This is a genomic window from Streptomyces deccanensis (assembly GCF_022385335.1).
Classification (GTDB): Bacteria; Actinomycetota; Actinomycetes; order Streptomycetales; family Streptomycetaceae; genus Streptomyces; species Streptomyces deccanensis.
In genome coordinates this window covers 6,554,556-6,577,916 of sequence record NZ_CP092431.1, presented here as the reverse complement: position 1 = coordinate 6,577,916, position 23,361 = coordinate 6,554,556, and the positions used below count along the sequence as shown (strand labels likewise).

Annotated in this window: 21 protein-coding genes; 10 read left to right on the top strand and 11 right to left on the bottom strand. The window is 71.8% G+C overall.

What is annotated here, in order from left to right:
* Positions 1-100: 100 nt before the first annotated feature.
* From L3078_RS29355 to L3078_RS29345, 3 genes are all read right to left on the bottom strand, one after another.
* Complete coding sequence (locus L3078_RS29355; protein WP_239756915.1) at positions 101-1,597, bottom strand: ABC transporter permease; 1,497 nt, start codon at positions 1,595-1,597, stop codon at positions 101-103.
* Between the two features lie 215 nt (positions 1,598-1,812).
* Complete coding sequence (locus tag L3078_RS29350) at positions 1,813-3,081, bottom strand: L,D-transpeptidase (protein ID WP_239756914.1); 1,269 nt, start codon at positions 3,079-3,081, stop codon at positions 1,813-1,815.
* Between the two features lie 219 nt (positions 3,082-3,300).
* Positions 3,301-3,645, bottom strand: coding sequence for a hypothetical protein (locus L3078_RS29345; protein ID WP_239756913.1), 345 nt, complete (start codon positions 3,643-3,645; stop codon positions 3,301-3,303).
* A gap of 110 nt (positions 3,646-3,755) precedes the next feature.
* Between L3078_RS29345 and L3078_RS29340 the strand changes: the two genes are divergently transcribed.
* Positions 3,756-4,082: a hypothetical protein gene (locus L3078_RS29340; protein ID WP_239756912.1), complete on the top strand. Its 327-nt coding sequence runs from the start codon at positions 3,756-3,758 to the stop codon at positions 4,080-4,082.
* A 196-nt stretch (positions 4,083-4,278) separates the two neighbouring features.
* On the opposite strand, the gene hutH is transcribed toward L3078_RS29340, so the two are convergent.
* The 3 genes from hutH to L3078_RS29325 all read right to left on the bottom strand — a co-directional run bounded on the left by hutH (position 4,279) and on the right by L3078_RS29325 (position 8,485).
* On the bottom strand, positions 4,279-5,832 hold the full coding sequence (gene hutH / locus L3078_RS29335) for a histidine ammonia-lyase (protein ID WP_239756911.1): 1,554 nt from the start codon (positions 5,830-5,832) through the stop codon (positions 4,279-4,281).
* 270 nt (positions 5,833-6,102) lie between these two features.
* On the bottom strand, positions 6,103-7,272 hold the full coding sequence (locus tag L3078_RS29330) for a GGDEF domain-containing protein (protein ID WP_239756910.1): 1,170 nt from the start codon (positions 7,270-7,272) through the stop codon (positions 6,103-6,105).
* A gap of 403 nt (positions 7,273-7,675) precedes the next feature.
* Positions 7,676-8,485 carry an enoyl-CoA hydratase/isomerase family protein gene (locus L3078_RS29325; protein ID WP_239756909.1) on the bottom strand — a complete coding sequence of 270 codons (810 nt, stop codon included), beginning with the start codon at positions 8,483-8,485 and terminating at the stop codon, positions 7,676-7,678.
* Between the two features lie 781 nt (positions 8,486-9,266).
* Here L3078_RS29325 and L3078_RS29320 point away from each other — a divergent pair.
* A complete protein-coding gene (locus tag L3078_RS29320; protein ID WP_239760763.1) occupies positions 9,267-9,824 on the top strand; it encodes a hypothetical protein in 558 nt (185 codons plus the stop codon).
* Positions 9,825-9,910: 86 nt separating this feature from the next.
* Here the strand turns inward: L3078_RS29320 and L3078_RS29315 are convergent, their stop codons facing one another.
* Together L3078_RS29315 and L3078_RS29310 are read right to left on the bottom strand one after the other, a co-directional pair.
* Entirely contained in the window at positions 9,911-11,074 is a 1,164-nt protein-coding gene (locus L3078_RS29315) for an adenylate/guanylate cyclase domain-containing protein (protein WP_239756908.1), read from the bottom strand.
* A 319-nt stretch (positions 11,075-11,393) separates the two neighbouring features.
* Positions 11,394-12,266 (bottom strand): biotin--[acetyl-CoA-carboxylase] ligase, encoded by an 873-nt coding sequence (locus L3078_RS29310; RefSeq protein WP_239756907.1) that lies wholly within the window; start codon positions 12,264-12,266, stop codon positions 11,394-11,396.
* 192 nt (positions 12,267-12,458) lie between these two features.
* Here L3078_RS29310 and L3078_RS29305 point away from each other — a divergent pair, with 192 nt between their 5' ends.
* The 4 genes from L3078_RS29305 to L3078_RS29295 all read left to right on the top strand — a co-directional run bounded on the left by L3078_RS29305 (position 12,459) and on the right by L3078_RS29295 (position 15,443).
* A complete protein-coding gene (locus L3078_RS29305; protein ID WP_239756906.1) occupies positions 12,459-14,057 on the top strand; it encodes an acyl-CoA carboxylase subunit beta in 1,599 nt (532 codons plus the stop codon).
* Positions 14,058-14,073: 16 nt separating this feature from the next.
* Positions 14,074-14,283: an acyl-CoA carboxylase epsilon subunit gene (locus L3078_RS29300; protein WP_239756905.1), complete on the top strand. Its 210-nt coding sequence runs from the start codon at positions 14,074-14,076 to the stop codon at positions 14,281-14,283.
* 72 nt (positions 14,284-14,355) lie between these two features.
* Complete coding sequence (gene mmpB, locus L3078_RS44655; protein WP_086784515.1) at positions 14,356-14,484, top strand: morphogenic membrane protein MmpB; 129 nt, start codon at positions 14,356-14,358, stop codon at positions 14,482-14,484.
* A 338-nt stretch (positions 14,485-14,822) separates the two neighbouring features.
* The gene (locus tag L3078_RS29295; protein ID WP_239756904.1) at positions 14,823-15,443 is read left to right on the top strand and encodes a nucleoside triphosphate pyrophosphatase; all 621 of its coding nucleotides are present in this window, start codon (positions 14,823-14,825) and stop codon (positions 15,441-15,443) included.
* A 9-nt stretch (positions 15,444-15,452) separates the two neighbouring features.
* Here L3078_RS29295 and L3078_RS29290 read toward each other — a convergent pair whose 3' ends face one another.
* Complete coding sequence (locus tag L3078_RS29290; RefSeq protein WP_239756903.1) at positions 15,453-15,953, bottom strand: hypothetical protein; 501 nt, start codon at positions 15,951-15,953, stop codon at positions 15,453-15,455.
* Positions 15,954-16,356: 403 nt separating this feature from the next.
* Here L3078_RS29290 and L3078_RS29285 point away from each other — a divergent pair, with 403 nt between their 5' ends.
* On the top strand, positions 16,357-18,129 hold the full coding sequence (locus L3078_RS29285; protein WP_239756902.1) for an acetyl/propionyl/methylcrotonyl-CoA carboxylase subunit alpha: 1,773 nt from the start codon (positions 16,357-16,359) through the stop codon (positions 18,127-18,129).
* 161 nt (positions 18,130-18,290) lie between these two features.
* Positions 18,291-18,899, top strand: coding sequence for a TetR/AcrR family transcriptional regulator (locus L3078_RS29280; RefSeq protein WP_239756901.1), 609 nt, complete (start codon positions 18,291-18,293; stop codon positions 18,897-18,899).
* Between the two features lie 120 nt (positions 18,900-19,019).
* Here L3078_RS29280 and L3078_RS29275 read toward each other — a convergent pair whose 3' ends face one another.
* Both L3078_RS29275 and L3078_RS29270 read right to left on the bottom strand, forming a co-directional pair.
* Complete coding sequence (locus L3078_RS29275) at positions 19,020-20,027, bottom strand: DeoR/GlpR family DNA-binding transcription regulator (RefSeq protein ID WP_275593179.1); 1,008 nt, start codon at positions 20,025-20,027, stop codon at positions 19,020-19,022.
* 191 nt (positions 20,028-20,218) lie between these two features.
* Positions 20,219-21,739 (bottom strand): NAD(P)H-quinone dehydrogenase, encoded by a 1,521-nt coding sequence (locus L3078_RS29270; RefSeq protein WP_275593178.1) that lies wholly within the window; start codon positions 21,737-21,739, stop codon positions 20,219-20,221.
* A gap of 120 nt (positions 21,740-21,859) precedes the next feature.
* Here L3078_RS29270 and L3078_RS29265 point away from each other — a divergent pair, with 120 nt between their 5' ends.
* A complete protein-coding gene (locus L3078_RS29265; RefSeq protein WP_045562870.1) occupies positions 21,860-22,297 on the top strand; it encodes a gamma-glutamylcyclotransferase family protein in 438 nt (145 codons plus the stop codon).
* Positions 22,298-22,435: 138 nt separating this feature from the next.
* Entirely contained in the window at positions 22,436-23,260 is an 825-nt protein-coding gene (locus L3078_RS29260; protein ID WP_045562871.1) for a purine-nucleoside phosphorylase, read from the top strand.
* Positions 23,261-23,361: the final 101 nt, after the last annotated feature.

Here is a 23,361-nt window from a genome sequence, read left to right as displayed (position 1 = left end):
CAGGCGGTGGCCGGTCCGAAGAGGGTCGGTGGCTGATCCGGCCGTGGACGGTCCGGCCGCCCGCCCGAACGGCCGTGGACGGTCCGGCCGCCGGGCCCGCCTACTCCACGCGCCGCAACGCGTCCGCCGGCCGCAGCCGGGAGGCGCGCCAGCCGCCGAACGCCCCCGCGGTCAGCCCGCCCGCGACGGCGAGGCCCACCGCCACGCCGATCGTGGTGACGCTGACGGGTGCCGTGAGCGCCACCTCCAGCGCGTTCGCGGCGGCCTGGCGTCCCCCACCGGGACCGCCACCGCCGGCGAAGCCACCGGGACCGCCACCGCCGGGTCCACCACCGAACCCACCGCCGGTCGCGCCGATCTCCGCCTGGAGCGTCGGGCTGATCGCCGTCACCACGTAGGCCCCGCCGAGCCCCAGCGCGATCCCGAGCGCACCGCCCACGAGTCCGTTGACGACGGCCTCGCCGACGACCTGCCGGGTCACCCGCCCCGACTTCCACCCGAGCGCCTTGAGCGTGCCGAACTCCCGCACCCGCCGGGACACGGCCGACGAGGTGAGCAGCCCGGCCACCAGGAACGCGGCCAGGAGCACGGCGATCGACAGCCATCTGCCGACGCTGGAGGCGAGGTCGGACGCGGTGGACAGCGATCCGGAGACCGTGTCGGCGAGATCGGCGGAGGTGGTGACGGTCGTCCCGGAGATGTTCTTCTGGATGGCCGCCTTGACGCTGTCGATCCGCTGCGAGTCGCTCGCCCTGACATAGATCGTGGTGACCTTGTCCTTGGAGTCGCTGAGCGTCTGCGCCTGCTTCAGCGGCATGTAGAGGTTGGCCGCCGCGTCCCCGCTGTCGGGCGTCGCGATCCCGATGACCTCGTACGCGACGCCGTTGATCGTGACGCTGCCGCCGACCTTCAGCTCCTTCTCCTTGGCGTACGACGCGTCCGCGACGACCACCTTGGCGTTCGTCTCGGACGCCTTGAACGTACGGCCGCTGGTGATCTTCGAGGAGGTCAGCGGGCCCAGCGCGGGCTCGGTGACGTCGGTGCCGTAGACGGAGTAGTTGTCGACGTCGAACTCGGCGCCGCCGCCCTCGACCCGCCCCTGCGGCTGCCCGGTGCCACCGTTCTGACCGCCGCCGGGTCCGCCCTGCGGGCTCCCGGCCCCCTCGTCCTGCTGGAACTGCCCCTGCCGGAACTGCCCGTCCACCTTGATGACCTGGAGGCTGAGACCGCCGACGGCCTCCGCGACGCCCTGCTGCTCAGCGACCTCGGTGACGGTCGAGCTCGCGAGGGTCTGGAAGCCCTGGACCCGGACGAGGTCGCTGCTCTGCTGCTCGTCGGAGTCGTCGTCCTGGGCGTCGAACTCGAACCGGGGGCGTTCGCCGCCGCCCTCGCCGGGTGCGGCCGCGGCCTTGGTGACGGTCATGTCCGTGCCCAGGCCGTACAGGGATTCGAGCACCTTGGCCTGGGCCTTCTCCATGCCCGAGGACACGGAGCTGACCACGATCACCAGCGCGATGCCCAGGGCGAGGCCGGAGGCGACGACGAGCGCCGCCTTTCTGCGGCGGCGCAGTTCGCGCCTCAGGTAGGTGAAGAACATGGCGGCAAGCTAGGGACGCCGCGTGATGAAGGGATAAGCCCTCGATAAGAGCCCGATGAGAACCCTGTCGGTAACCCCGCGAACGGTGCCCCCTCGAACGGTGACCCCGCGAACGCCGATGCCGCCCCCGGGGGCGTCCCGGGGGCGGCATCGGTGCGGTACGGCCGGAGCGATACGGCTGGAGCAGTTCCGCTGGAGCGACGGCTGACGGCGGATCAGACCGCCGAACCCGCCTTCCAGTCGGCCCAGTTCAGGTTCCAGCCGTTGAGGCCGTTGTCCGGGGCCACCGTCTTGTCACCGGTGTTCCGGATGTCGACGACGTCACCGACGATCGAGTTGTTGTAGAACCAGTAGCCCGCCGTGCCCTTGTCGTTGGCACCCTTGGTGTCGTTCAGACCGACACAGCCGTGGCTGGTGTTGACGTTGCCGAAGACGGAGTCGGCGCCCCAGTAGTTGCCGTGGATGAACGTCCCGGACGTGGTGAGGCGGATGGCGTGCGGCACGTCCTTGATGTCGTACTCGCCCTTGCCGTCGTCGTCGGTGAAGCCCACGGTCGCGCCGTTCATGCGCGTCTCCTTGAACATCTCCGACATCACCATGACGCCCTTGTACGTCTTGTTCTCGGGCGAACCGGCGGAGATCGGGATGGTCTTGATGACCTTCCCGTCCTGCATGACCTTCATCTGCTTGGTCTTGGCGTCGACGACGGAGACCTGGTTCCGGCCGATCTTGAAGGTGACCGTCTTCTGCTGCACACCGTAGACACCGTCGGCGCCCTCGACCCCGTCGAGCGCGAGCTTCAGCGTGACGGTGGAGTTCTCCTGCCAGTAGTCCTCGGGGCGGAAGTCGATGCGGTTGGCGTTGAACCAGTGCCCCACGACCTCCTGGCCGGAGCTGCTGGAGACGGTGATCCCCTTCTGGACCTCGGCCTTGTTGGTGATGGCCTTGTCGAAGTTGATCGAGACCGGCATGCCGACGCCGACGGTGGAGCCGTCCTCGGGCGTGAAGTTGCCGATGAAGCTGTTGGCCGGGGAGACCGTGGTGAACGCGGCGTTCTCGTGGGCCTCGCGGCCCTCGGAGTCCTCGGCCGCGGCCGTGATCTTGTAGCTGGTGGACCGCTCCAGCTGGACGCTCGGGGCCCAGCTCTTCTTGTCCGCGGATATCTCACCCTCGACGGCGGCGCCCTCGGAGGTGGTCATCTTGACCTCCGTGAGCGTGCCCTTGCTCACGGTGACCTTGGCCGAGTTGTTGATGGAGGCGTTGTCCGAGCCGTCCTTCGGCGTGATCTTGATGTCCGCCTCGGAGGTCTTCTCGGCCGCCGCCTTGTCGGCCTGGGCCTGCGAGGAGTCCCCGCCGTCGTTCCCGGACGCGTTGTCGCTGTCACCCCCGCTGCACGCAGAGAGCACCAGCACCCCACCGAGCAGTGCGGACGCGACCGTCAGGCCCCTGCGCCGCTTACTGTTCGTCATCACACGCTTCTCCATCGTTGCCGAATCCCCAAAACGCCGAAGATCCCCGTAAGCACTTAAACACCACTACGGCACCGAGCCGTTCCGCCCGAAGCGGAGATGTGGGATACGCCACTCCGCCCGCAACGGATCGACGGCGACCCGGCGGCGGTGCACTAGTGACTGGTGCGACCCGTGAGACGAAAGAACCCCGGGCGGCGGTTGCCGCCCGGGGCCATCAATCTCCCGAGCCGCTCAGCCGAGTCCGTCTTCCTCTTCGTCCTCCCGGTCATCATCCTCGTCGAGACCCCATTCCGGCGAATCGGGGTCGTAGTCGATTCCCTCGCTGCTCCAGGAGGCCTGGGCGAGTTCGACCCCCGGCACGTCCCCGACCAGGTCGAACGGGTCGACGAGATAGGCGAGGGCCTCCGCCGTGTCCTCCGTCACCGCGTTCTCGGCGTGTACCCGTTCATCGGCGGGCATATCGGGGTCGTCCGAGATCCGCCGCAATGCGGCGCCGGTCACGGCTTCCACATCGTCGACTTCGACCACCAACTCGACGCGAAGCCGGACAAACTGTGATGTCTCCGTTGTACTCATGCTCCGGAGCGTACGGCTCACGGGTCACGCGACTTTCCCGCGACCCGCGCCTTTCATTAGCATCGCTCCCTACGGCCAATTCGCCAGCGCCACAAGGGGATCGATATTCCGTGTCCGTCGCACGTCGCGCGTCGTCCACCGCCCGCCGATCGCTGCTGACCGCCACCGCCGCGGGCACCCTCCTGGGTGCCCTGTGGTTCGTGCCGTCCGCCAACGCGACCCAGGACGAGCCGGCCATACACGACCGGACGACCACGACGACGGAGACAGCCGCCGACACGACCGCCGACGAACCCCGCGAACTCGCCGACACCGGCAGCCCCAACACCACGCCGTACATCATCGGCGGCACGGCCATGCTGGGCGTGGGCGCGGCGTTCGTCGCGTACTCGATCCGCCGCGAACACGAGGACTTGGGGCCGGTGGGGGGCGCGTAGTTCGGCTGCCGGTGAGTGGGGCTTCTCGCGCAGTTCCCCGCGCCCCGTTTTTAGGGGCGCGGGGAACTGCGCGACCAGCCCCCACCGGACGGACGCTGGGGGTCAAAGGGGCGCAGCCCCTTGGTGGGGGCACCTCCCGCTCGAGCGAAGCCGAGAGTGGGGGAGGGACGGGTAGGGGCGGCGGGGGCGAGAAAACTCAGGCGAGCCCCCCGGTGACGGACTCCGCCGCCGCCACCAACCGCCCCTCCCGCACAAACCTTTCCGCCAACGCCAGATCGGGCGCGAGAAACCGATCCGGCCCAGGCCCCTCGACCCCGGCCCCCCGCACGGCCTCCACCACGGCCCGCGTGGCCGGCGCCGCCACCAGCCCCTCCCGCAGCTCCACCCCCCGCGTCCCCGCGTACAACTCCACCGCCAGCACCCGGGCAAGCCCGTCCACCGCGGTCCGCAGCTTCCGCGCTGCCGCCCACCCCATCGACACATGGTCCTCCTGCATCGCGGAGGACGGGATCGAGTCGGCCGAGGCCGGCACGGCGAGCCGCTTCAGCTCGCTCACCAGCGCCGCCTGCGTGTACTGCGCGATCATCAGCCCGGAGTCGACCCCGGCGTCGTCCGCGAGGAACGGCGGCAGCCCGTGCGACCGGTTCTTGTCGAGCAACCGGTCCGTCCGCCGCTCCGCGATCGACGCGAGATCCGCCACCGCGATGGCGAGGAAGTCGAGGACGTACGCGACCGGCGCCCCGTGGAAGTTCCCGTTGGACTCCACCCGCCCGTCCGGCAGGACCACGGGATTGTCGACGGCGGCCGCCAACTCCCGCTCCGCGACGAGCCGCGCGTGCGCGAGCGTGTCCCGCCCGGCCCCGGCCACCTGCGGAGCACACCGCACCGAGTACGCGTCCTGCACCCGGGGCGCGTCGTCCTGATGATGGCCCGTGAGCCCCGACCCCTTCAGCACGGCGAGCATGTTGGCCGCGGAGGCGGCCTGCCCCGGGTGGGGGCGGATGGCGTGCAGCTCGGGCGCGAGGACCCGGTCCGTGCCGAGCAGCGCCTCCAGCGAGATCGCGGCGGTGATGTCGGCCGATGTGTAGAGCAGTTCCAGGTCGGCCAGCGCCATGACCAGCATGCCGAGCATGCCGTCGGTGCCGTTGAGGAGGGCCAGCCCCTCCTTCTCGCGCAGCTCGACGGGCGCGATGCCGTGCGCGGCGAGCAGCTCACCGGCGGGCCGTACGACGCCGTCCGGACCCTCCGCGTCGCCCTCGCCCATCAGGGTGAGCGCGCAGTGCGACAGCGGCGCCAGATCGCCGGAGCAGCCGAGGGAGCCGTACTCGTGCACCACGGGCGTGATCCCGGCGTTGAGGACGTCGGCCATGGTCTGCGCGACCTCGGGCCGTACGCCGGTCCGGCCGGAGCAGACGGTCTTCAGCCGCAGGAACATCAGCGCGCGCACGACCTCGCGCTCCACGCGCGGCCCCATGCCGGCCGCGTGGGAGCGGACGATGTTGCGCTGGAGCCGGGCGCGCAGCTCCTGACTGATGTGCCGGGTCGCGAGGGCGCCGAAGCCGGTGGAGACGCCGTAGACGGGCTCCGGCTTGGCCGCCAGCGCGTCCACGATCTCGCGCGCCGCGGCGAGGGCGGTCACCGCCTCGTCGGAGAGCTCGACCCGGGCGCCGGCGCGCGCCACGGCGAGGACGTCGGCCGCGGTGACCCCGGACGTCCCCAGGACCACCGTGTCCACAGAGTGCATATCCATATTCAGGATCGTAGGGACTGAATCGCCGAATGTCACGACCGAACGGCGGAGGGGCTCCTTACCCGCCCCGATCCGCAATCCGCGTAGATCGGAATCCCCTCGGAGAACGATCGGAGCTTGCTCAGAGATTGATCAGAACCCCCAGGTCAGAGCGGTAAGGGCCGCAACAGGCGAGTAGGGTCGAGATCTCGGACCGGCCCACGGCTCACTCCCCCTTGGCCGTGGGCAGCCCAGGACCGCGCGCCGACTCGACCCGCCGCGCGGCCCGCCCTAGGACCGGCGCCCTCGAATGCGGCGCCGGTCCCCCGGGTGCGCGGGATCGACCGGCGCGGGCGGCCGGTCGGCGAGGCTCACCACCGGGTCCTCGGCGCCCTCCCCCTCCCGTCCCGCGACGACCGGTTCGACGGAACCCGCCGCTTTGGCCCGGTACTGCGCCGCGTCGGCCAGCCGGAAGAGCCGCCGGGCCGAGCGCAGGGGCCCGATCGCGTCCCCGGTCGACGCGACCCCACAGGCGACCCCGTCCCCCGGCTCCAGCTCCCGCGCCCGCACACACAGCTCTCCGGCGACCCGCACGACGTCGTCCGCCGACGGCCCCACCGTGAGCAGACAGAACTCGTCCCCGCCGAGCCGCGCCACGAGCACGCCCCGCAGTTCGGCCGCGCAGCGCGACAGGACGGAACCGAACCTCTCCAGCAGTTGGTCCCCCATCGCGTGCCCGTAGGAGTCGTTGACCTTCTTCAGCCCGTTGAGGTCGCAGACGACCAGGCTGATCACCGTGCCGTCACGCCGGTGCGCCTCCATCGCCTCGTCGAGCCGGAGGTCGACCGCGCGCCGGTTGCCCAGCCCGGTCAGGGGGTCGGTGAAGGCGAGCCGTCGGGCCTCCTCCAGCCGCTCGGACTGCGCGAGCCCGGCCGCCACGACCGACGCGAGCACGGTCGCGAACGCGGCGTCGTCACCGTGGAAGACGGGCTCCCCCGCGGGCCGGGCCACATACAGCTCGCCCCACGCCCGGCCGTTCAGCACGACGGGCGCCACCACGCAGCAGCCGCGCCCGCGCCGGCGCAGCGCGGCGACGCGCTGATGGCAGTAGCCGCCGGGCCGCCGCCCGCCGACGGGCCCCGCGGCCGTCTCCACCCAGGCGTTGGGCTCACCGCCCTCCAGCCACCGCTCGTGCAGGAACTCGGCGATCTCCGGGAACTGGTGCACCGGATACGTCTCGTCCTCCGGGAACTCCTCCTCGTCAGCCGCCCGGTTCCCCACGTTCACCAGCACCCGCAGCAGCCCGCGCTCCCGCTCCCACACCGACAGCGCGGCGAAGCTCCCCGACAGCGCCCGACACGACCCGTCCGCGGCCGCCCACCACGTCTCCCGCGACGTACGCGCCCCCGCCATCCCCCGCGCCAACGCGACCACGGCCCTCAGCCGCCTGTCCTCTCCCATCACCCCAGGCTAGGTAGCTTTGCCCTGATTCGGGACGTTAGTGGGGCGAACAGGGGTACGGCCCCACAGCCCCCGCAACCGAAACGACCACCAGAGCGCACGCACGCCGGGGCCGACCGCGCTGGTGTCACCACCACCGGGCAGCAGGAACCCGCTTACGCCGCCACCCGGACAGGCGCCCGCGCACGCCACCGCCCGGACAAGCGCCCCGCTTACACCCCGCCCGACAGGCACCCACGCACACCGCCGCCCGACGGGCACCCACGCACGCCCTCGCCCGGACAGGTGCCCCGGTCGCACCGCCGCCCGACGGGCACCCACCACTCACACCCCCGCCCCGACAGGGTGCCCCCGCCCCTCGGCCAAAGCCGCAAGGGCACCCGTCACCCGCCAGGGCGCTCGCTCACTCCCCCGGCCAGTCGGGCTTCCGCTTCTCGTTGAACGCCGCCACGCCCTCCGCCCGGTCACCCGAGAACGCGACCGAACGCCAGGCCGCGTCCTCGACCTCCAGACCGGCCCGCAGGTCGAGGCCGTGCCCCAGCCGCAGCGCGCGCTTGGCCGCGCGCAGCCCGACCGGCGAGTTCGCGGCGATCCGCTCGGCCAGCGCCAGGGCCTCCGCCCGGTCCCGCCCCTCTTCCACCAACTGATCCACGAGCCCCAACTCCCGCGCCTCCTCGGCCTCCAGCCGCCGCGCCGTGAAGATCAGCTCGGCGGCCCGCGCGGCCCCCACCCGACGCGGCAGCAGCTGCGTACCGCCACCGCCCGGGATCACCCCCACCGACACCTCGGGCAGCCCCACCACCGCCGTACGGTCGGCCACGATCAGGTCGCAGGACAGGGCGAGTTCGAAGCCGCCACCGAGCGCGAAGCCGTGCACGGCGGCGATCGTGGGCATCGGCAGCTCCAGTACGCCGGTGTATGCGGCGCGGGCGACGGGCCGCTGGCGCACCAGGTCGGCGTCGCTGAAGGAGTTCCGCTCCTTCAGGTCCGCCCCCACGCAGAACGCCCGCTCGTGCGTCGACGTCACCACGACGACGCGTACGTCCCGGTCGGCGGCGAGCGCATCACAGGCCGCCGCGACGGAGCGGGCCATGTCGGTCGACACGGCGTTCATGGCCTTGGGCCGGTCCAGCGCGAGTTCGGCGACGTACCCGTGCCGCCGCACCACGACGAACTCCCCGAACCGCCGCTCCTCCGCCTGCCCCACACCCATGACACCCTCCAGTTAACGCCAGTTAACAACTTCCACGATCATCCCAGCCCTCCTCCCCGGACGAAACCCCGACCGACCGACGAATGCGGGGCCGGACCGACAACCGTGCGCACGGAAGCGCAAGCGCCCCGACGAGCCGGCCAGCGGGCCCTGCCGCCCCACCCTGCTCTCCCAGCCCTCTGCCCGAGCCGCCCTGCCCAGCCAAGCCATTCCCCGTCGCCCCTGCCCCAGCCGGCACCCCGCTCGGGGGGCGTCACCCGGAAGCCCCATGGCCACCCCAACGGGAGCTCTCGCGGCGCGTCTCATTGACAAACCCCGGCGTCCTTTTCCCCGTACGGGTGACATGTGGGCCTTCTCCGGCCACACCCCCCACCCCGGCGCATAACCTGCGCTCCGCCATAGGCGCACCGAGGGACACGGGCGCGCAGGGGAGGGACGAACCATGACGACGAACACGGCCACCCGGCCGACGCAGACCACACCACGGGCGCCACAGCAGCCACCGACGGCAGCAGTGCCCCCCACGACCCGCGCGGTCACCACACCGCCACAAGCACCCCCAAGGCCGACAAGGCCCACGCCGAGGCCCCAGGCAGCGCCGTCCGCAGGCCCGCCGACGCCCCCACCCCCCTGGAAGCCGTCCGCGGCCCCGCCGAACCGCACGCCCCCCTTTCCCATCACCCCGCCCCAGGCCGACAACACCCCCGACCACCCCGCCCCCCGCCCCCGAGGCCGGCACCGGCGGCCCCGGCCCCGGAAACTGCTGTTCGCGGTGGGCGGCATGGCCCTGGCGGCGGGCGCGCTGAGCCTCCTGCGCCTTTCGTCGGACCCGGTGGGCGGCGTCGGCGCGGCAGGCCCGGCCCCGAGCGCGGCGGACGACGTCACGGACGGTACGACCGAGGCCGGGGCCACCGTGGGCGACGAGCCCTCCACCGACGCGGGCGCCCCGACCGCCGACACCCCCATGGGCAGCGGAAACCCCACACCCGCACAGCAACCCCCGTCCTCGGGAGGGCCCGCCCCCACACCGACCCCCTCCGCCTACCAGCCGGCCCCCTCCATCGGCGTCGACGTCCCCTCCGCCCCCGGCGCCCGCGACCTCCCCAGGACCCCACCGGCTCCGGACACTTCCACGGCGCCCCGCGCCCCGGAGGCCGCCCGCCCCACCGCTCCCGCACCGACCCAGCCCCCTGCGGCAGCCCCCCAGCAGCCGACCGCACCGGACTCCCCGACCACACCGACCGCCCCCGACGACACGACGACACCCACGAAGCCCACCAAGCCGGGCCTCTGCGTCCCGATCGTCGGCCTCTGCGTCAACGACGCCCTGAACAGGTAGCGGACATCAGCCACCCCCACGACAGCCGCAGCCACCATCACCGGCGTACGACGAAGAAGAGCCGCCCACCCGGCGGCTCTCTCCCCTCACGTCTTGCCGGGCCTCCGCGTGAGCAGCCACGGCTGGACCACGCCCAGCCCGCGCACCGGTCGTTGCCACATCGGCTGGAGGGCGAAGCGGTAGGTCGGAGGTTCCTCGCCCTCCTTCTCCGCGGCGGCCGCCGCTTCGGCGGCCTCGGCCTCGGAGGCGGGCGCCTCGCCCGTGCGGGTCAGTTCCTCGGCGAAGGCCCCGTCGACGAGGACCGCGTCCTTCGGCGCTATCGAGGTGAGCCGGCTCGCGAGGTTCACGGTGGACCCGAAGACGTCGCCCATCCGCGTCGTCACCGTCCCGAAGGCCATGCCGACGCGCAGCTCGGGCATCGTCTCGTCGTTGGCCATGGTCTCGATGAGGCGCAGCGCGATCTCGGCGGCGACACCCGCGTCGTCCGTGGCGTACAGCACCTCGTCCCCGAGGGTCTTGATGAGCCGCCCCCCGTTGGCCGCCACCAGATCCGCCGCCGTGGTCTCGAAGGCCTCGACCAGCTCGCCGAGCTCCTCCTCCTCCATCCGACGGGTCAGCCGGGTGAACCCGACGAGATCGGCGAAGCAGACAGCCAACCGCCGGTCGACCATCTCCTCGTCGTCGGCGGCCTGGACGACCCGGCCGGTGGCGGCGGCCAGCTGGCGCCGCCAGACATAGACGAGGAACTCCTCCAGCTCCGGCAGCAACAGCTCGACCAGCGGATACGTCACCTCGGTCCGGGTCATCCCCGGCTCCGGCGGCTCGGTCAGCCCTTCCAGGAAGGAGTCGATCTGCCATTCGGCCAGCCGTGCGGTGGTCTGCCCGGTGGAACGGGCCACCTGCACCGCCATGGCCTCACTCAGCAGCCCCGCCTCCACGAGACCGGCGAGTCGCCGCAGCGCGAGCACGTCGGCCTCGGTCAGCGCCTTGGCCTGACCGATGTCCGCGAAGCCCATGGCCCGCCAGAAACGGGACGCCAGCTCCATGGAGACCCCGGCGCTGCGCGCCGCCTGAAAAGGGGTGTACCGGCGCTCGGCCCCGAGGATCAGCCCTTCGAGCCGTAGCGCCAGCGGGTCCTCCTCGTCGGCGTCCACGCCGTGGGGCTCGCCCCGCTCGAGCGAAGCCGAGAGAGGGGGCGGCTCCACGCGGCCATCCGCGTCCGTGCCGGAGCCCGTGTCCTCGACGCTCACTCCTGCTGCCCTTCCGATCTCCCGCGGTCACGTACTCGACCGGCCTCAACTCTACGGCAGGTGTGCGCCAGCTCACTCCGTCAGGTGGGCCCGTTGGTGGACGCCCCGGCGGGCAGCCGCACTCCGCCGCCCCTTCCAGCTGCGGGCAGTCGTGCCGCTGGGGCGGCACAGGTGGACGCGGGCGGCACCCGGCGAGCGCCGCGAGCGAAACCCGCCCCGGCCCAGCACCACTCCCGGGTCCCCCTCCCCCACCCCGCCCACACATCACTCACCGCACACCTGGCCCACCACGCGCACCCGCCCCCTGCACACCCCCACGTCACACAGGCCGCAGATGCACGATGTCCCCCGCCCCCACCGGCTCCTGCACGCCCTCCCCCGTGGCGAGGACCAGCCGCCCGTCCCCGTCCACGGCCACGGCCTCCCCCACCACCGACCGGTCCCCGGGCAGCTCGGCCCGCACGGTGCGCCCCAGCGTCGCGCACCCGGCGGCGTAGGTCTCCTGGAGACCGCTCTCGGCCGGATCGCCCCCGGCGGCCCGCCACCGCCCGTACCAGTCCTCCAACGACCGCAGCACGGCCCGCAGCAGCGGGTCACGGTCCGTGGTCACGGCGCCGGCGAGCGCCAGCGACCCGGCCGCGGGCACCGGCAGCTCGTCCTCCCGCAGGCTGACATTGACGCCGATCCCGATGACCACACCCTCCGCGCCCGCGCGCTCCGCGAGGATCCCCCCGGCCTTGCGCTCCTCGCCCCGCACGGTCACCAGCAGGTCGTTGGGCCATTTGAGGGCCGTGTCGACCCCGGCGGCCCGGGACAGCCCGGTCGCGACCGCGACGCCGGTGAGGAGCGGCAGCCAGCCCCAGTGCCGGACGGGCACCTCGACCGGCTTGAGCAGGACCGAGAAGAACAGACCGGAGCGCGGCGGCGCGGTCCAGACGCGGTCGAGGCGGCCCCGGCCCGCCTTCTGCTCCTCGGCGACGAGCACCGCGCCCTCGGGGAGCCCGTCGGCCCGCGCCGCCAGGTCGGTGTTGGTGGAACCGACGACCGGCACCACGTCCAGGGAGCTCCACAGCCCGCCGTCCCGGACCAGGGCCCGGCGCAGGGAGGCGGAGTTGAGGGGCGGCCGGTCCAGGTCGGACCAGCGTCCACCCGGCTTGTCGTTACCGTCGTCTGAGGCATCTCGCGGCGTCATGCAACCCACCCTAGGTGTGGTAAACGCCGCACTGCCGAACGGTAGGCGCAGCACTACGCTACGGATGAGTAACCACACCCACGTCTGAGCGCCGAGACACCCAAGTCCCCGACACCACTCAGCACCCAGCACCCAGCACCCACACGCACCGATCCCTCACGTCCCCATGAGCAGGCAGGGAGCCGCATCCCGATGTCCGAGCCGGTTGAGTCAGCACACATCGACATCCACACGACTGCGGGGAAGCTCGCGGATCTGCAGCGCCGTATCCATGAGGCGACGCACGCCGGCTCCGAGCGCGCGGTGGAGAAGCAGCACGCCAAGGGCAAGCTGACGGCCCGTGAGCGGATCGAACTGCTCCTCGACGAGGACTCCTTCGTGGAGTTCGACGAGTTCGCCCGCCACCGCTCCACCGACTTCGGCATGGAGAACAACCGCCCCTACGGCGACGGAGTCGTCACCGGCTACGGCACCGTGGACGGCCGCCCGGTGGCCGTCTTCTCCCAGGACTTCACCGTCCTGGGCGGCTCCCTCGGCGAGGTCTTCGGCCAGAAGATCATGAAAGTCATGGACTTCGCCCTCAAGACCGGCTGCCCCGTCATCGGCATCAACGACTCCGGCGGCGCCCGCATCCAGGAAGGCGTCATGGCCCTGGGCATGTACGGCGAGATCTTCCGCCGCAACACCCGCGCGAGCGGCGTCATCCCCCAGATCAGCCTGGTCGTGGGCCCGTGCGCGGGCGGCGCGGTGTACTCCCCCGCGATCACCGACTTCACCGTCATGGTCGACCAGACCTCGCACATGTTCATCACCGGCCCCGACGTCATCAAGACCGTCACCGGCGAGGACGTCGGCTTCGAGGAACTGGGCGGTGCCCGCACCCACAACGCCACCTCCGGCGTCGCCCACCACATGGCCGGCGACGAAAAAGACGCCATCGACTACGTCAAGCAGCTGCTGTCCTACCTGCCCTCCAACAACCTCAGCGAGCCCCCCGCCTTCCCCGAACAGGCCGACCTCACCGTCACCGACGAGGACCGCGAACTCGACACCCTCGTCCCCGACAGCGCCAACCAGCCCTACGACATGCACACCGTCATCGAACACGTCCTGGACGACGGCGAGTTCTTCGAGACCCAGGCCCTGTTCGCACCCAACATCCTCACCGGCTTCGGCCGCATCGAGGGCCACCCCGTCGGCATCGTCGCCAACCAGCCGATGCAGTTCGCCGGCTGCCTGGACATCGACGCCTCCGAAAAGGCAGCCCGCTTCGTGCGCACCTGCGACGCCTTCAACGTCCCCGTGCTGACCTTCGTCGACGTCCCCGGCTTCCTCCCCGGCGTCGGCCAGGAACACGAGGGCATCATCCGCCGCGGCGCCAAACTCATCTACGCCTACGCCGAAGCCACCGTCCCCCTCATCACCGTCATCACCCGCAAGGCCTTCGGCGGCGCCTACGACGTCATGGGCTCCAAACACCTCGGCGCCGACCTCAACCTCGCCTGGCCCACCGCCCAGATCGCCGTCATGGGCGCCCAGGGAGCCGTCAACATCCTGCACCGCCGCACCATCGCCGCCACCCCCGAAACCGAACGCGAAACCGTCCGCGCCCGCCTCATCCAGGAGTACGAGGACACCCTCCTCAACCCCTACACCGCAGCCGAACGCGGCTACGTCGACGCCGTCATCACCCCCTCCGACACCCGCCGCCACCTCGTCCGCGGCCTGCGCCAACTCCGCACCAAGCGCGAATCCCTGCCCCCCAAGAAGCACGGCAACATCCCCCTCTAGCCCCCGGAGCCCAGCCATGACGATCAAGGTCGTACGGGGCAACCCGACCCCCGAGGAACTCGCCGCCGCCCTCGCCGTCGTCCGAGCCCGCGCCGCGGCGGCGGCCACCGAGCCACCCCACGCGCCCGCCCCCCGCGACGCCTGGTCCGACCCGTCCCGCATCGCCGCCCACCGCCTGCCGGCCCCGGGCCCGACCACCTGGAGCCGCACCTACTGGCCCGGCTGAGCGGAACCTCTCCTACCGAATTGAGTACGCGTACTCAGGCGCCCGGCCCGCCGGGCGGCGCACCATCGCAGCATGCTCTGGTCCGACCCTGAGAACGAGCCGCCGAAGGAACTGCGTGACACGCAGGCCATGCTTCGGCGGCTCGGCGTGCTCATGGCCTGCGCCATGCTCCTGGCCATGCTGGTCCTTGGCATCCTCTGAGCACCCCGACGTCGAGCGAGCCGCGTACGGCGAGAAGGGGGCGTGTCGGGGGGTGTCCGCCCGCAGCGGTTGGCGCGTCAACAGGTCCGACTTCACAGCCGACCGATTCCGCGCCGTTCCGAGGACGGACACCCCCCGGCGCGCCCCCGACCCACCCACCGCACAGGCGCCCCAGCCCCCACGGCGGGACAGCCGCGCCCCAGAGGGGCGCGAGGAACTGCGCGAGAAGCCCCACCCACCGGCACCCGCCAACCCACCCCACGCGGCCCGCACCACCCGCACCCGCCAACACGCCCCACCCGACCCGCACCCGCCAACCCACGCAATACCCTGAGTGCATGACCGCCCCACAAACGCGCCGCCTGATCCTCGCCTCCCAGTCCCCCGCCCGCCTGAACCTCCTGCGCCAGGCCGGCCTCACCCCCGAGGTGATCGTCAGCGGAGTGGACGAGGACGCCGTCACCGCCCCCACCCCCGCCGACCTGGCCCTCGCCCTCGCCGAAGCCAAGGCATCGGTCGTGGCGGCCAGACCGGAGGTCAAGGGCGCCCTCGTCATCGGCTGCGACTCGGTCCTCGACCTCGACGGCGAGGCCCTCGGCAAGCCGGCGGACGCCGAGGAGGCCACCGCCCGCTGGAAGTCCATGCGCGGCCGCGCCGGCACCCTCCAGACCGGCCACTGCGTCTACGACACCGCCACCGGCCGCTACACCTCCGCGACCGCCTCCACGGTCGTCCACTTCGGCGACCCCACGGACGAGGAGATCGCCGCGTACGTGGCCTCCGGCGAACCCCTCCACGTGGCGGGCGCGTTCACCCTCGACGGCCGCTCGTCCCCGTTCATCGACGGCATCGACGGCGACCACGGCAACGTCATCGGCATCAGCCTGCCCCTGCTGCGCCGCCTGCTGGCCCGACTCGGCGTGGCCATCACCGACCTGTGGACCCCGCGCACCGACTGACGCGACCCTTCACGAACCCCCGGGCACCGCCGGAGCAGCCGACTCCGTCCCCCCGGCAGCCACGGCCCCACCGGCACCCCCGCCGGCATCCCCACCCGGCACCGCGTCAGCAACCCCACCCTGCCGGTCGTACGTCAACAGCGTGAGCAGCACCAGCCCGAGCACCACCATCATGAACACGAACGCGCCCCACCCGACCAGCCCCACGGCGAGCGCCCCGAGCAGCCCGTGCACGACGGCGACGCTGATGAGCAGGATCCGGCCGAGCCCGGCGGGCGGCCGGTTGCGCAGGGCCACGAGCAGCGCGACCACACCACAGAAGACGAAGTAGAGGCCGAAGAGAACACCCCCGGCCTTCGTGGAGACGGACATCGCGCCGGAGTCCAGCCCGGCGAGCGACATCTTCTGCCGGTCGACGACGGTGCCGAGAAGCCACTGGACCCCGGCGATGCCGAGCCCCTCCACGAACAGCACGATCGCCGTCGTCACCGCCACCGGTCTGCGGATCACCCGACCCCACCCACTTCCGATCTCGTCCTGTCTCGTCCTGCTGCTCTCAGCGCCTCGCCGCCCCGACGCGTTACCCCAGGTAGGTGTTCGAGACATCGCGAACGCTACTAACGGGTAAACCTCGGGACAAGGGTTCTTACGAGAGCAAAGAATCGTTGGGCCATTAGTAGGGACTCCACAAAGAAACCCAACCGGCCGCAGCGCGGCCGCACAGAGACCTTGACCACATCAGAGGGCTAGGGTTTTCGCGTGGAGTCCTGCGCCATGCTGTGCGACAAGGGATTTCGCGGGTTGAGTGAGCCTCGATTCACGCTCCGTGTGGGCAAGCTCACCATTGTGGACGGGTCGAAACGCCGTGTCGGCAGTCCCTAAACTCGGCTTGTTTCAAGGAGAGGGAGCCATCGTGCGCAAGGTGTTGATCGCCAACCGAGGCGAAATCGCTGTCCGCGTCGCCCGGGCGTGCCGGGACGCCGGGATCGCGAGCGTGGCCGTGTACGCCGATCCGGACCGGGACGCGCTGCATGTGCGGGCCGCGGACGAGGCGTTCGCGTTGGGCGGTGACACTCCGGCGACCAGCTACCTGGACATGGGCAAGGTCCTGCAGGCGGCGAAGGACGCGGGCGCGGACGCGGTCCACCCGGGTTATGGGTTCCTCTCGGAGAACGCGGAGTTCGCCCAGGCGGTCCTGGACGCGGGCCTGATCTGGATCGGCCCGCCGCCGCAGGCCATCCGCGACCTCGGCGACAAGGTCGCCGCCCGGCACATCGCCCAGCGCGCCGGCGCCCCGCTCGTCGCGGGCACCCCCGACCCGGTGTCCGGCGCCGACGAGGTCGTGGCCTTCGCCCGCGAGCACGGCCTGCCGATCGCGATCAAGGCTGCCTTCGGCGGAGGCGGACGCGGCCTGAAGGTCGCCCGCACCCTGGAGGAGGTCCCCGAGCTGTACGACTCCGCCGTCCGCGAGGCCGTCGCCGCGTTCGGCCGCGGCGAATGCTTCGTCGAGCGCTACCTCGACAAGCCCCGCCACGTCGAGACCCAGTGCCTGGCCGACACCCACGGCAACGTCGTCGTGGTCTCCACCCGCGACTGCTCCCTGCAGCGCCGCCACCAAAAACTCGTCGAGGAAGCGCCCGCCCCCTTCCTCTCGCCGGCGCAGAACGCCGAGCTGTACGCGGCGTCGAAGGCGATCCTGAAGGAGGCCGGCTACGTCGGCGCCGGCACCGTGGAGTTCCTCGTCGGCGCGGACGGCACGATCTCCTTCCTGGAGGTCAACACCCGCCTCCAGGTCGAGCACCCGGTCACCGAGGAAGTCACCGGCATCGACCTGGTCCGCGAGATGTTCCGCATCGCCGACGGCGAACACCTCGGCTACGACGACCCGCCCCTGCGCGGCCATTCCTTCGAGTTCCGCATCAACGGCGAGGACCCCGGCCGCAACTTCCTCCCCGCCCCCGGCACCGTCACCACCTTCACCGCACCCACCGGCCCCGGCGTCCGCCTCGACGCCGGCGTGGAATCCGGCAGCGTCATCGGCCCCGCCTGGGACTCCCTGCTCGCCAAACTCGTCATCACCGGCGCCACCCGCCAGCAGGCCCTCCAGCGCGCCGCCCGCGCACTGGAGGAGTTCACCGTCGAGGGCATGGCCACCGCGATCCCCTTCCACCGCGCGGTGGTCACCGACCCGGCCTTCGCTCCCGAACTGACCGGCTCCAGCGACCCCTTCACGGTCCACACCCGCTGGATCGAGACCGAGTTCGTCAACGACATCAAGCCCTTCGCGGCCCCCGCCGACACCGACACCGACGAGGACGGCGACCGCGAGACGATCGTGGTCGAGGTCGGCGGCAAGCGCCTGGAGGTCTCCCTGCCCTCCTCCCTCGGCATGACCCTGGCCCGCACCGGCCTCGCCGCCGGCGCCAAACCCAAGCGTCGCGCCGCCAAGAAGTCCGGCCCCGCCGCCTCCGGCGACACCCTCGCCTCCCCCATGCAGGGCACCATCGTCAAGGTCGCCGTCGAAGAAGGCCAGGAAGTCAAGGAAGGCGACCTCGTCGTCGTCCTCGAAGCCATGAAGATGGAACAACCCCTCAACGCCCACCGCTCCGGCACCATCAAGGGCCTCACCGCGGAGATCGGCGCCTCCATCACCTCCGGCGCGGCCATCTGCGAGATCAAGGACTGACGACAACACAAAACCCCCGCGCCTCCGAATGGGCCGTAGGCCCTTCAGGGGCGCGGGGAACTGCGCGAGAAGCCCCACCCACCCACACCCGCGCAACCACCCCCGCCACCCGAGCTCTTAGGCTGAACACGCCCAGCCAGAAGAGAGCAGGTGACGCCGCAGTGAGCCCCACCCCGGCCAAGCCCCCCGCAGGGGCGCGGCCCCTCCGCGCCGACGCCCGCCGCAACCGCGACCGCCTGCTCACCGAGGCCCGCCTCGCCTTCGCGGCACACGGCACGACCGCCTCGCTCGAGGACATCGCCCGCCGGGCAGACGTGGGCATCGGCACCCTGTACCGCCACTTCCCCAACCGTCAGGCCCTCCTGAGCGCGGTCTTCGAGGAAGCGGTCGCCGATCTGCTGGCCCGCGCCGAGGCGCAGCTGCACGCGGACCAACCCTGCACGGCACTCGTCGCCTGGCTGCGCGACATCATCACCCACGCGGCCGAGTACCGAGGGCTGGCGCAGGCCCTGATGACGGTCTCGTACGCGGACTCCCGCGCCGTGGACGAGAACGCCTCGGACCTGGCCCGGTGCTGCGCCCCCATCCGGGAGGCGGGCACCGCGCTGCTCATGCGGGCGCAACACGCTCACGCCGTACGCGACGACGTGTCCATCGGCGATCTGCTCCAGCTCACCCATGCGATCGCGCTGGCGGCCGAGGAAACCCCGAACGACCCGGAGCTGGCCGACCGCCTGCTGACACTGACCTTGCGCGGCCTGAAGCCGTAGCCACCGAAACCGGCCGCGACCCAACGCATCCGGCAAAGCGACCAGACGCCATCACCGGACGCCATCACCGGAAGACTCCCCGGCCGCGCGAGGCTACCGGCGCCGCCCGGCCGCGCGGGGCTACCGGCGCCGCAGATCAGCGACCCGGGCCGCGCGCTCCCGCTCCCGTTCACCGGTGGGCGGCTGCTCGCCCAGGACCGTGGCGGTGCGCAGCTGGGGCGCGGTGCCGTGGACCTGGTTGCGGCGGGGTCCCGGGAGGGGCACGTCCCGGCGCGAGGGGCGCGCCGGGACGGGATCGCCTCCCGTGCCACCGCCGCCCGACGCCCCGGCCACGGAGATCTGCACACCCTGATCGGCCAGGGCCTGCAGCTCGGTGACCGCGCGGTCGTCATGACCGGGCGGATCGTCGGTGACCAGCCGGGTGATCACATCCGTCGGCACCGTCTGGAACATCGTGTCGGTGCCGAGCTTGGTGTGGTCGGCGAGGACGACGACCTCGGCGGCGGCCTGGACCAGCGCGCGGTCGACGGACGCCGACAGCATGTTGGACGTGGACAGGCCGCGCTCGGCGGTCAGTCCGCTCCCGGAGAGGAAGGCCTTGGAGACGCGCAGCCCCTGGAGGGACTGCTCGGCTCCGGAGCCGACCAGGGCGTAGTTGGAACCGCGCAGGGTGCCGCCGGTCATCACGACCTCCACACGGTTGGCGTGGGCCAACGCCTGGGCCACCAACAGGGAGTTGGTGACGACGGTCAGCCCGGGGACCCGCGCGAGCCGGCGTGCCAGCTCCTGCGTGGTGGTTCCCGCCCCGACCACGATGGCCTCGCCCTCTTCGACGAGGCTCGCGGCGAGATCGGCGATGGCCGTCTTCTCGGCGGTCGCGAGATGAGACTTCTGCGGAAAGCCGGACTCCCGCGTGAACCCGCCCGGCAATACCGCACCGCCGTGTCGGCGGTCGAGGAGTCCTTCTGCCTCCAGAGCGCGCACGTCCCGCCGTACGGTCACTTCGGAGGTCTGGACGACGCGGGCGAGCTCACGGAGCGACACGGCTCCGTTGGCCCGCACCATTTCGAGGATCAATTGACGACGTTCTGCAGCGAACACGAAACTGACAGTAACGCCAACGACCATCTGCTTTCAGCAGTTTGCGCCGAATAGCAGAAGTTGTTCGCAGGGTGGGGCGAGAAGTGATATAGGGACGATCCCGGACGGAATCCGTAACAAATCGGTCAGACAGCCCGTCGGACCAACTGACCGTCGGGTCATCGGACCGTCGGGCCGTCGAACCGTCAGGCCGTCGACCGTCGGAACCTGTCAGGCCGTCAGACCCCGCCACCCGACTTGCGCGTGTGGAGCTGACGCGCGACCTCGGCGATCGAGCCGGACAGCGACGGGTACACGGTGAACGCGTTCGCGATCTGCTCGACGGTCAGGTTGTTGTCGACCGCGATCGAGATCGGGTGGATCAGCTCGGAGGCGCGCGGGGAGACCACGACACCGCCCACGACGATGCCGGTGCCCGGCCGGCAGAAGATCTTGACGAAGCCGTCCCGGATGCCCTGCATCTTGGCGCGCGGGTTGCGCAGCAGCGGCAGCTTCACACCGACCGCGTCGATGACCCCGGCGTCCAGGTCGGCCTGGGTGTAGCCGACGGTGGCGATCTCGGGATCGGTGAAGACGTTGGACGACACGGTCTTCAGGTTCAGCGGGGCCACGGCGTCGCCGAGGAAGTGGTACATGGCGATACGGCCCTGCATGGCGGCGACGGAGGCCAGGGCGAACACCCCGGTGACGTCACCGGCCGCGTACACACCGGGAGCGGTGGTCCGCGAGACCTTGTCGGTCCAGATGTGCCCGGACTCCTTGACCTTGACCCCGGCCTCCTCCAGGCCCATCCCGGCGCTGTTGGGGACGGCGCCGACGGCCATCAGACAGTGCGAGCCGGTGATGACCCGGCCGTCCGCGAGCGTGACCTCGACCCGGTCCCCGACCCGTTTGGCGGACTGGGCCCGGGACCGCGCCATGACGTTCATGCCGCGACGGCGGAACACGTCCTCCAGAACGGCGGCGGCGTCCGGGTCCTCACCCGGAAGCACCCGGTCACGGCTGGACACGAGCGTGACGCGCGACCCGAGCGCCTGGTAGGCGCCGGCGAACTCGGCACCGGTGACACCCGACCCGACGACGATCAGCTCTTCGGGCAGCTCGTCGAGGTCGTAGACCTGGGTCCAGTTGAGGATGCGCTCGCCGTCCGGCTGCGCGTCGGGCAGCTCTCGCGGGTGTCCGCCGGTGGCGATGAGCACGGCGTCGGCGGTCAGGGTCTCCTCGGACCCGTCGGCGGCGCGCACGACCACCTTGCGCGACCCGTCGAGGTCCTGCTGCCCCGCCAGCCGCCCGCGGCCGCGCATGACCCGCGCGCCGGCGCGCGTCACCGAGGCGGTGATGTCGTGCGACTGCGCCAGCGCGAGCCGCTTCACACGCCGGTTGACCTTGCCGAGGTCCACCCCGACGACACGCGCGGGCGTGTCGATGTGCGGGGTGTCGTCGGCGACGATGATCCCCAACTCCTCGTACGAGGAGTCGAAGGTCGTCATCACCTCGGCCGTCGCGATGAGGGTCTTCGACGGCACGCAGTCGGTCAGCACCGACGCCCCGCCCAGACCGTCGCAGTCCACGACGGTCACCTCCGCGCCGAGCTGCGCGGCCACCAGCGCCGCTTCATATCCGCCGGGTCCGCCACCGATGATCACGATCCGAGTCACATGCCCCATTGTCCCGCACGAGCACGGGTGCGAACGAGTCGGGGTGCGGGCGGCCCCGCAAGGGGCGCGGGGCTGTGACATATGCGGCTCCGCCGCGTGGGCGCGACCAGCCACAACGCACCCGCACCCGCGACACAACAGGCACCCCCACCCCATAGGCGCCCGGCTCCCCGAGCGGAGCGCTCCCGTACCCTCTCCCCCATGTCGCTCTACGCCGCCTACGCGGGCAACCTGGACTCACGTCTGATGTCCCGCCGCGCCCCCCACTCCCCGCTGCGCGCAACCGGCTGGCTGAACGACTGGCGGCTGACCTTCGGCGGCGAGCACATGGGCTGGGAGGGCGCCCTGGCCACGGTCGTGGAGGCCCCGCGCTCCCAGGTCTTCGTGGCCCTCTACGACATCGCCCCCATGGACGAGGACGCGATGGACCGCTGGGTCGGCGTCGGCCTGGACATATACCGCCGGATGCGGGTCCGCGTACACACCCTGGACGGCGAGGAACCCGCCTGGGTCTACGTCCTCAACGGCTACGAGGGCGGTCTGCCCTCCGCCCGCTACCTGGGCGAGGTGGCGGACGCGGCGGAGTCCGCCGGCGCGCCCCACGACTATGTGATGGAACTGCGCAAACGCCCCTGCTGAGGGACCGCCCGAGGAGCGCGAGCGCGCCGCACGCCCCTCGCGCGCCGGCGCCCCGTGTTGGAAACGACAAGACAACGATCGCAATCCCGTGCGCCTCGTCATCTACGCGCGTAGGCTCCAACCGGATACCCTCGTCGCGTGAACGCATCTCTTCTTCCGGACGACATCCAGGGCGACCCGTACGCCGCCGCCGACGCCGCCGCCGCGCGCCTGCGTGAGCTGACGGGCGCCGAGACCCACGACGTCGCCCTCGTGATGGGCTCCGGCTGGGCTCCGGCCGTGGACGCCCTCGGCGCCCCCGAGGCCGAGTTCCAGGTCACCGAGCTGCCCGGCTTCCCGCCGCCGGCGGTCGAGGGGCACGGCGGCAAGGTCCGCTCGTACAGGATCGGTGACAAGCGCGCGCTCGTCTTCCTGGGCCGCACCCACTACTACGAGGGCCGCGGCGTCGCCGCCGTCGCGCACGGCGTCCGCACGGCCGTCGCCGCCGGTGTGAAGACGATCGTCCTCACCAACGGCTGCGGCGGTCTGCGCGAGGGCATGCGTCCGGGCCAGCCGGTGCTGATCAGCGACCACCTGAACCTGACGGCGACCTCGCCGATCGTCGGCGCCAACTTCGTCGATCTCACGGACCTCTACTCCCCGCGACTGCGCGCCCTGTGCAAGGAGATCGACCCCTCCCTCGAAGAGGGCGTCTACGCGCAGTTCACGGGCCCGCACTACGAGACCCCGGCGGAGATCCGCATGGCCCGCGTCATCGGCGCGGACCTCGTCGGCATGTCCACGGTCCTGGAGGCCATCGCCGCGCGCGAGGCGGGTGCCGAGATCCTGGGCATCTCCCTGGTGACCAACCTGGCGGCCGGCATGACGGGCGAGCCCCTCAACCACGAAGAGGTCCTCCAGGCCGGCCGCGACTCGGCGGCACGGATGGGCGCGCTGCTGACGCAGGTCCTGAACCGCCTGTAGGACGCGGGGCGCGGGTCTCGTCGTCGGGTGCGGAAGCCTGCGGCCCTTTAGGGGCGAAAAGCACGGGGCGCAGCCCCTGCTTTTCAGGGGCGCGGGGAACT

What these genes read in the sequence shown, in the direction of transcription:
- L3078_RS29300 (WP_239756905.1), top strand. Translation starts at nt 14,074, where the DNA reads ATGACGATCAAGGTCGTACGGGGCAACCCGACCCCCGAGGAACTCGCC.
- L3078_RS29270 (WP_275593178.1), bottom strand. Translation starts at nt 21,739, where the DNA reads ATGTCACAGCCCCGCGCCCCTTGCGGGGCCGCCCGCACCCCGACTCGT.
- L3078_RS29275 (WP_275593179.1), bottom strand. Translation starts at nt 20,027, where the DNA reads ATGGTCGTTGGCGTTACTGTCAGTTTCGTGTTCGCTGCAGAACGTCGT.
- L3078_RS29265 (WP_045562870.1), top strand. Translation starts at nt 21,860, where the DNA reads ATGTCGCTCTACGCCGCCTACGCGGGCAACCTGGACTCACGTCTGATG.
- L3078_RS29320 (WP_239760763.1), top strand. Translation starts at nt 9,267, where the DNA reads ATGGCCCTGGCGGCGGGCGCGCTGAGCCTCCTGCGCCTTTCGTCGGAC.
- L3078_RS29330 (WP_239756910.1), bottom strand. Translation starts at nt 7,272, where the DNA reads ATGGGAGAGGACAGGCGGCTGAGGGCCGTGGTCGCGTTGGCGCGGGGG.
- hutH (WP_239756911.1), bottom strand. Translation starts at nt 5,832, where the DNA reads ATGGATATGCACTCTGTGGACACGGTGGTCCTGGGGACGTCCGGGGTC.
- mmpB (WP_086784515.1), top strand. Translation starts at nt 14,356, where the DNA reads ATGCTCTGGTCCGACCCTGAGAACGAGCCGCCGAAGGAACTGCGTGAC.
- L3078_RS29345 (WP_239756913.1), bottom strand. Translation starts at nt 3,645, where the DNA reads ATGAGTACAACGGAGACATCACAGTTTGTCCGGCTTCGCGTCGAGTTG.
- L3078_RS29325 (WP_239756909.1), bottom strand. Translation starts at nt 8,485, where the DNA reads ATGGGTGTGGGGCAGGCGGAGGAGCGGCGGTTCGGGGAGTTCGTCGTG.
- L3078_RS29350 (WP_239756914.1), bottom strand. Translation starts at nt 3,081, where the DNA reads ATGGAGAAGCGTGTGATGACGAACAGTAAGCGGCGCAGGGGCCTGACG.
- L3078_RS29310 (WP_239756907.1), bottom strand. Translation starts at nt 12,266, where the DNA reads ATGACGCCGCGAGATGCCTCAGACGACGGTAACGACAAGCCGGGTGGA.
- L3078_RS29305 (WP_239756906.1), top strand. Translation starts at nt 12,459, where the DNA reads ATGTCCGAGCCGGTTGAGTCAGCACACATCGACATCCACACGACTGCG.
- L3078_RS29355 (WP_239756915.1), bottom strand. Translation starts at nt 1,597, where the DNA reads ATGTTCTTCACCTACCTGAGGCGCGAACTGCGCCGCCGCAGAAAGGCG.
- L3078_RS29295 (WP_239756904.1), top strand. Translation starts at nt 14,823, where the DNA reads ATGACCGCCCCACAAACGCGCCGCCTGATCCTCGCCTCCCAGTCCCCC.